An 8578-nucleotide genomic window follows, 5' to 3' on the forward strand; every position below is an offset into this window, starting at 1 on the left:
AGCCTGAAACAGCGGTTCTGCTGACAGGTTGAGAACGAGCGGGCTTCCTCATTGAGGGAGCCCGTTCTTTTTTTGAGGAAGCAAGTTTTATGTTCTGGACTTTTATTGCCACAGTTTTCTGCGGTCTTGGCGCAGCAGGTATCGCCCTGGGCATTCGCGCCGTATTCCGCAAAGCCACACCCAAATGGCTTATTCCAGTGTTTGCCGGGGCAGGCATGCTAGGCTATCTGATATACGGAGAATACACCTGGTTTGAATTGAAGCAGTCCCAGTTACCCGAGGAAGCCGTTATCGTGAATACCGAATCCGATGGCATCCTGTGGCGGCCCTGGACTTTCATCGCGCCCTACGTAACGGCCTTCTCAACGGTCGACACAAAAAGTATCCGCCGAGTTGAGGAAAACAGCGAGGTGGCTCATTTCACGCTTTACCGGTTTGAGCAAAAGTTGACGGATGCGGTTTCACACCGCGTTCACATCATCCATTGTGGCAACAGAGAGTTGGTGCCTCTGGGCTCAGACGGAAACCCCCGTGTCGACAACATGAAGCAGCTTGGGGCTAACGACAAGTTGTATAAAACCGTTTGTCAGTAAAGAGCCGGATATGATCAACGCCTGGTTGCTGGTCTTTATTTCCATCGCCTACATTTCAATCCTTTTTTTTATCGCCTGGGCAGGCGACCGGCGCCCCGGCCTTTATCGTCAGCGACTGGTCAGGACCCATATCTATGGCCTGTCACTGGCCGTCTATTTTACCTCCTGGACCTTCTATGGCGCGGTGGGCCGGGCCACCCAGGAAGGCCTGGGTTATCTGCCCATCTATCTTGGCCCGTTGCTGATTTTTGTCTTTGGCGCACCCCTGCTACGCCGGATTATCTATATCAGCAAGCGCAATAACACCACGTCCATAGCTGATTTCATTGCTTCCCGCTATGGCAAATCCCAGTCTTTGGCAGCGCTGGTTGCGATCTTTGCGCTGATAGGCACTGTTCCCTACATCGCGCTGCAGTTAAAAGCCATCTCGATGGCCTTCAACATCCTTTCTGACGCCGATGCCAGCCACTTTGTCGGCACGGTACCCTGGAATGATTCAGCCTGGTACATCACCCTGGCACTCGCCATTTTCACAGTGCTATTCGGCACCCGACACCTGGAGTCCACCGAGCATCACCGTGGCATGATTCAGGCGATCGCCTTTGAATCCGTTATCAAGCTTGTTGCCTTCGTTGCTGTTGGTCTGTTTGCGGGTTATGGGCTTTACGGTGGCTTCGGCGATCTCTGGAGCAAGGTCAATGAGGCAGATCTGGTGGGCACCCTGACGTTCGACAACGTTGAGGCGCCGGCGTTCATTACCCAGACACTGGTTGCGATGCTGGCGATCTTCTGCCTGCCCCGTCAGTTCCATGTGATGGTGGTCGAGAATACCGATCATCGTGATTTCGAGACCGCACGCTGGGCAATGCCCATCTATCTGATCATCGCCAGTGCCTTTGTACTGCCCATTGCGGCCGCGGGACTGCTTTCGCCCGAGGCCTCGGCCACCGATCCCGACATCCTGATTCTGAACCTGCCGATACTGGCCGGTGAGCAATGGCTGGCCGTGCTGGCTTTTCTGGGCGGCGGATCCGCGGCGGCAGCCATGGTGATTGTATGCGCCGTCGCCATTGCGACCATGCTCAGCAATGAAATTGTCATGCCGGCACTACTCAAGTTCTTCCGGCCCAGAATGAACAAGAAAGTCGACCTGAGCTCACTGTTGCTGGGCATCCGCCGGATAGCCATCTTTCTGATTCTGCTGACTGCCTATGGCTTTTATCGCATGGCCGGGGACGACTTCAGCCTGACCGCTTTTGGCCTGCTGTCCTTCGCTGCCGCTGCCCAGTTCGGCCCGGCTCTTGTGGGTGGCATTCTGTGGCGCACCGGCAACTATCTGGGGGCCATCTGGGGTCTGGGCCTTGGCTTCCTTTTCTGGGGCTATACCCTGCTGCTGCCGGCCCTCGCGTCAACCGGATGGCTCGGTGATACCCTGATCACCGAGGGCATTGGCGGTATTGGCTGGACCAGACCAACGGCCCTGTTGGGACTGGACCTTGACCCTACCAGCCATGGCATCGTCTGGAGCCTCGGGGTCAACACTGGAGCCTACGTGCTGCTGTCGCTGTTTACCCGGCAGCGAGTGCGGGAAAAAATACAGATTGCCTCGTTTTTCCAGGACCCCCAGCCCAAAGCCGAAACAGCTCAGCAACAAAGCTGGCAGGGTGAGGTGATGACATCCGATCTGCACGCCATCACCGACCGTTTTATGGGCGAAGATCGGGCAGAAACCATTTTTCGCAACTATGAGCGCCGCAATGCCATCCGTCTGCACCCGCAGCGCCCGGCATCAGCGCACCTGATGAAATTTATAGAGCGCCAGCTGGCCTCCGTAATCGGCGCATCCACTGCCCGGGTGGTTCTGGAGTCGACGCTGACCGGCCGTGACATGCAGATCGAGGATGTGGTCAGCATTGTGGACGAGGCCTCCCAGGCCATGACATTCAGCCGGGAACTGCTGCAATCGGCGATTGAAAATATCAGCCTTGGAGTATCGCTGGTCAATAATCAGCAACAGTTGGTGGTCTGGAACCAGCGTTATCTGGAACAGTTCAACTATCCGAAAAGCTTCGTACGGGTGGGACGGCCGGTTCAGGACCTGATGCGTTATAACCTCACCAGTGCCAACCTTCCCGCTCGCCGGATTGACGAAATTATTGATGACAGATGCCGCAGCATGCGTGAGGGCAAACCCATGTCCCACGAGCGCCAGCGTCCCGACGGGACCGTGATCCGTATCGATGGCAGCCCGATACCGGGCGGCGGTTACGTCACTACCTTTCAGGATATAACCGCCATGCGGCGGACAGAACAGGCCCTGAAGGAAACCAACACTTACCTTGAGCAACGGGTGAAAGAACGTACCCAGGAACTGCAGGTCATCAACGAACAGATGCTCAAAGCCAAGTCCGTTGCCGAACAGGCGAATCAGAGCAAGACCCGATTTCTGGCCTCGGCCAGCCATGATCTGCTTCAGCCGCTGAATGCCGCCCGCCTCTTCACATCTGCACTCGCCGACAAAAAGACAGATCCTGAGACCGCCGATCTGGTGGACCATATTGACAGTTCGCTGGGCGCGGCAGAAGAAATCATCAGCACCCTGCTGGACATTTCGAAACTGGACGCCGGGGCACTTGAGCCGGACATTGGCAACTTTCCGGTCAACGACATTATGCGGCATCTCGCCAACGACTTTTCCGCCATCTCCGAAGACCAGGGACTGGACCTTCACGTAGTGCCCAGCACCGCATGGGTGCGCTCGGATTCAAAACTCCTTCGCCGTGTCATCCAGAACTTCCTGTCAAACGCGATCCGCTACACCCCTCATGGAAGAATACTTCTGGGCTGCCGCCGACTCCGCGGGTATATCCGTATCGAGGTCTGGGACACCGGGCCCGGCATTCCCGACGATCAGCTTGAAAAGATCTTTGAGGAATTCCGTCGTTTCCATCAAGGCCGCGACAAAAAAGGGCTCGGGCTCGGGCTTGCCATCGTAGACCGGATCAGCAGCATGCTGAACCACCCGGTGAATGTGCGTTCTGTCCAGGGTATCGGGAGCGTGTTTTCAATTACCGTTCCCGTGGCAACCCCGGAAAAAGACCAGCAGGAGTTGCCCCAGCGGAGCACGTCCAGCCGTCGGGTGTCCAGCCTTGGCGGCCTCGCCGTCCTCTGCATCGACAACGATCCTGCTATCCTTCATGGTATGACCGCACTTCTGAAAAACTGGGAGTGCAAGGTCAGCGCCGCCAGGAGCCTTGAGGCCGCGCAGGAACTGTTGGCGGCAGAACTTCCGGAGATCATACTTGCGGACTACCAACTTGATGACAACAAGAATGGACTGGATGCCATGGATGCCCTGAGACACGACACAGGCCGGGACATACCGGGCATTCTGATCACAGGCTACATGTCACCTGAGGTCCGGGAGGATGCGATTGGCCGCGGCTATCAGATTCTTTACAAACCGGTCAAACCCGCAGCCCTGCGCGCAATGGTTAACAAACTGTTGAGACAGCAAAAAAGATGACGGAATTTTCTGCTTCAACCAGCACTGACTTCAGAAAACTGAGCTATATCATTATCGACGACTTTGACAACTTCCAGCGCTCCATGCGCGAAATGCTGCGAAGTTTTGGCGCAGAGGAAATCGAGTCATTTGCCCGGGCCGCCCCGGCCATACAGTTCTGCTCCTACAACCATGTCGATGTTGTGCTTTGTGACTTCAACCTTGGCGAAGGCAAAAACGGCCAGCATATTCTGGAAGAACTCAGACACAAAAAACTGCTGAAGCGGTCATCCATTTTTCTGATGATAACAGCCGAGGCCTCGAAAGAAATGGTTATGGGCGCGCGCGAATACCAGCCGGATGCCTACCTGACCAAGCCAATTAACCGGGCCATGCTTATCAAGCGTCTGGACAGTCTGATCAGTCAGAGATCGGCGCTGTTACCCGTTAACCGCGAAATCGACAGGGAAAACTATCCCGAAGCCATCTCCCTGTGCCTTAAGAACCTGTCGGCTCAACCGCGATACAAAACCTGGCTGATGAAGACCCTTGCCGACCTTTACTACCGGTTGGGAGACTTCAGCCACGCCCTCAAAATCTATGAGGATGTGCTGAAGCAGCGGGACCTTTCCTGGGCGAATCTCGGGCGTGGCCGGGTTCTGATCGCCACCGGAAACCATGATGAGGCGGCATCCACATTAGAGACACTGACAGAAAAAAATCCGGATTACATGGAAGCTTACGACCTTCTCGCTGAGACACTCGAGAAAAAGGGCGAACCGGTCCGGGCGCAGAAAGTACTTGAAAAGGCGGCCATGCTCTCCCCCAATGCGCTGCTGCGACAGAAACAGCTTGCGCGCCTGGCTGTGTCCAATCAGGATCTGTCCACGGCATCAGAGGCATGGAGAAAGACCATAGAACTGGGACTTCATTCGATTCACGACAGCTCCCGGCATTACCTCGCTCTTGGCCAGTCACTCTCTGATCTTGGTGAGGAAGATATTGCCAGTGATGACTGCGGCAGAGCCGACGAAGCCATCGCCACCCTGAAACGGATGGAACAACGTTTCCCCGACGAAGACAATATCAGGGTTCGAAGCCGCGTGGTCCAGTCAAGGGTACTCGCGGGACAGGGCGATCAGGCCGAGGCAAACAAGGTGCTGGAAAGCGTCGGTGATGAGCTGAGCAACAACGACACCATAGATCCCGAACTCGGCATAGATTACGCCAAAACCCTGTTTCGACTCGGCAGGGACAATGATGCCAACGAACTTCTCGGCGTCCTGTTCCAGCGATGCGCGGACAACCCGCCTCTGTTACACAAAATTGAAAGCCTGCTGGATGAGCCAGTTGGATTCCAGCAGAAGCTGAAAGCCCGCGCGCTCAACAGGGATGGAATCAAGGCCTTCGAGACCGACAGCTCCGATGATGCCATCAGAATTTTCAATGAAGCCCTGTTGATTGTTCCGAATCACGCTGCACTCAACCTCAACCTCTGCCAGGTTCTGATGAAAAAGAACCAGAGCTCTGGTGACAGCACACTGCTCAGGCAGGCGGAAGAGCATCTTGATCGGCTGAAAAATCTGCCGGAACAACATCGCCAGTACCGCCGACTGGTCTCGCTTCGTAAAAAACTGCAGGGAATGATGGCATGACACCTGATAATCCGGACACCACGGGCGGCTCGCGGAATTCAACGCAGAACATCGATTTTTCAATGGTTCTGGCGTCCGCTGTCCATGACATGAAAAATTCTCTGGGAATGCTGCTCAACTCCCTGGATGATTTACGCCGGGAGCAAAGCGCAACAATCGCCGACAGCTCCAGGTTTAATACCCTCCAGTATGAAGCTGAGCGCATGCACAGCGACCTGGTTCAGCTTCTGGGAATTTACCGGTTGGGTGAAAACAACCTGTCTGCGCACATTGAAGAACACTTTGTCCCGGACTTTCTTTCCGAACACATGGCTCGCCACACCCCACTGCTTGACGGACTGGGCATAGAATTCGAGCTGGAGGCCGACGACATCAATGGCTTTTTTGATGCCGACCTGCTTACTGGTGTCCTCAACAATACCCTGAATAACGCCCTTCGTTACACCCGCAGAAAAATCAGGCTCGGAGCGACCGAGCGCGACGGCTACCTGGTGATCGCCGTTGAGGACGATGGCGACGGTTATCCCGAAAGCATGCAGCACACCGGTGCGCCGGATTTCAAGACACTGGATTTCAACAGTGGGAGCACCAGTCTCGGGCTCTTCTTCGCGTCGTCGGTTGCTGCGCTGCACAGCGAGGGTGAAAGAACCGGCACCATCCGGTTGCTCAATGGCGGAAGTCTTGGTGGCGGGGTTTTTGAGATATGGTTGCCCTGATTCCGGAAAAGAACCCGTCTTTTGGTTCCAGCAATATCCGCAGCGGTTTTTGCACCTTTTGTTTTGGTACTCAGCCCGGGAGAAGGGCAAATCCGACACACTCAGGGAACCTCTGATTTCGAGACTTTTTCAAACTCCACTAACTGTAAAAATAAAAGTCGCTCTTTTTCTTCCGTTTCACGGCATACATGGCCATGTCTGCCCGCTCTACCAGCGTTTCCGCCCCGGCACCGTCTTCAGGGTACAGTGCAATACCGATGCTGGTTCCGATAGAGACGTGAAGGTCGGTACCCGCAAACTGAAAGGGAGTGTCGAGCGAGTTCAGAAGTTTGCGTGCGACCGTCGCTGCATCCTTTTTTTCATCAAGCAAGGGCAACAGAGCCATAAATTCATCACCACCATAGCGAGCAAGGGTATCCCCTTCTCGCAAACAATGTTTCAGACCGGCTGAGACTTTCTGCAATAATTGATCACCAATCCCATGCCCGTATGTATCGTTTACCACCTTGAAGTCGTTGAGGTCGATAAAAAGTACAGCAAACTTATGCCCATTACGTCTCGCCTGACTGACAGCCAGCCTGAGTCGATCCATAAACAAGCTTCTGTTGGGTAACTCGGTCAGTAAATCGTGAGAAGCGCGAAACTCCATCCATTCCAGTGTCCGTTTGCGTTCAGTGATGTCCCGCGCAATACCCAAAAAAGGAGGATTCTGTTGATGGAACTTTGCATCAGTTAGCGCGGAATTCATCTCAAGCAGAGACGTAATGGTAATTTCAAAGTCTTTGCAACCAAAGCTTCCACTGTTTGTTTTAAGTTTGATCTCTTGGGTTATGGGCTCGCCAGCCTCGTTCTTCTCAAAGAACAGAGGAAGCTTCGCGATGTCATCCTCATGAACAAGCTGAGAAAACGGTTTCCCAATCAGCTCCTGCGCCGGTAATCCCACGAGACCCGCGACTTGATGATTCAGGTAGTTGATGCACTTGCGCTCGTCCAGTGAGAAAACCAGCTCCGGAAGATGATCAAGTGTATGCCTGAAAAACTCGCCTGCTAGCGGGTTAAAGCAACCGGTAGTCGCCTGCGGACGGCCCTGTCTTCGTTCCAGAACTTTGCCACCAACAGCCCGAACCAGGTCATCGACATCGTAAGGCTTCTTTAAATAATCGCAGGCACCCAATTTGAATGCTTGCCTGACAATACGATAGTCGGAATGGCCGCTGATAATGATGACCTGAGCGTCATTGCCGGTTTCTTTCAACCAGGCCATGATCTCTAAACCGCTCTTCCCGGGCATGCAGATATTCAACAAAATCAGATCATACACATTATCCCGCAATTGCTGGCAGACGGCGTCGCCGTCTATGGCACCATCGACCTCAAACCCTTTGTCATGCAGTATCGAGCATAAGCTTTCGAGCAAACGCCGCTCATCGTCACCAACAAGCAGCCGCCCCAAACGCTCTGACCCGTCGCTTGTGTGGGCGGAACCAAGAGGACTGTCATCAATGAGGGGGTTTTTACTATGGTTTTGCAAGGTTCACACCAGTACATTGAGGCAAGCGATTTGATTCATCGACCGTACCAATTATACCTTCATGTATATCTTTGCGTCACAAAAATGGGCTGGTGTTTTCCTCTTTCACCTTTGGCCGCAGAAATAAACGACAAACTTTCATAGGTCGTGTGACCTACTTTGCTTGCGCTCCCGCGTCCTGCGGCGTGCGTGGCAAGCTATGTCATATGGATTCAGAGTTGCCTGATGCTGGCAGCGCTTCGCACTGCAACGATGACCCGGAGCGGACCCGGGCCCCGGCCGACGCTTCGCGCCGGGATGACCTACTTTGCTCGCGCTGTCGCGCTCGGCCCTTCGGGCCCGCCGTCGCTGCGCTCCCGCGTCCTGCGGCGTGCGTGGCACGCCTTGTCACATGGGGCCGTGTAGTCGACAACAGGTCATCGTCAGGCTCTTAATCCCATATCGAGTAGGGTGAGGCGTCACCGCCTCAGCCCTCTCACAGAACCGTACATACGGACCACGTATACGGCTCATGCCATTAACTTACCCCGAACTCGGGGACAGTGATACCGGTTCGGACCTGGGTCAGATCCACCAAC

Annotated in this window: 5 protein-coding genes; 4 read left to right on the top strand and 1 reads right to left on the bottom strand. The window is 54.6% G+C overall.

Annotated elements, in window-relative coordinates; all coding sequences use genetic code 11:
- Positions 1-89: 89 nt before the first annotated feature.
- The 4 genes from VJ956_RS15280 to VJ956_RS15295 are packed head-to-tail and all read left to right on the top strand — an operon-like array spanning position 90 to position 6469.
- Positions 90-593, top strand: a complete 504-nt coding sequence (locus VJ956_RS15280) for a hypothetical protein (protein ID WP_324085901.1) — start codon at positions 90-92, stop codon at positions 591-593.
- 10 nt (positions 594-603) lie between these two features.
- The gene (locus VJ956_RS15285; protein WP_324085902.1) at positions 604-4119 is read left to right on the top strand and encodes a PAS domain-containing hybrid sensor histidine kinase/response regulator; all 3516 of its coding nucleotides are present in this window, start codon (positions 604-606) and stop codon (positions 4117-4119) included.
- Entirely contained in the window at positions 4116-5753 is a 1638-nt protein-coding gene (locus tag VJ956_RS15290) for a tetratricopeptide repeat protein (RefSeq protein WP_324085903.1), read from the top strand. Before VJ956_RS15285 ends, VJ956_RS15290 begins: the two co-directional genes overlap by 4 nt.
- Entirely contained in the window at positions 5750-6469 is a 720-nt protein-coding gene (locus VJ956_RS15295; RefSeq protein ID WP_324085904.1) for a HAMP domain-containing sensor histidine kinase, read from the top strand. Before VJ956_RS15290 ends, VJ956_RS15295 begins: the two co-directional genes overlap by 4 nt.
- A gap of 139 nt (positions 6470-6608) precedes the next feature.
- On the opposite strand, the gene VJ956_RS15300 is transcribed toward VJ956_RS15295, so the two are convergent.
- Complete coding sequence (locus tag VJ956_RS15300) at positions 6609-8000, bottom strand: diguanylate cyclase domain-containing protein (protein ID WP_324085905.1); 1392 nt, start codon at positions 7998-8000, stop codon at positions 6609-6611.
- Positions 8001-8578 lie beyond the last annotated feature (578 nt).

Origin of the sequence: Marinobacter sp., from assembly GCF_035268745.1 — a bacterium.
GTDB lineage: Bacteria > Pseudomonadota > Gammaproteobacteria > Pseudomonadales > Oleiphilaceae > Marinobacter.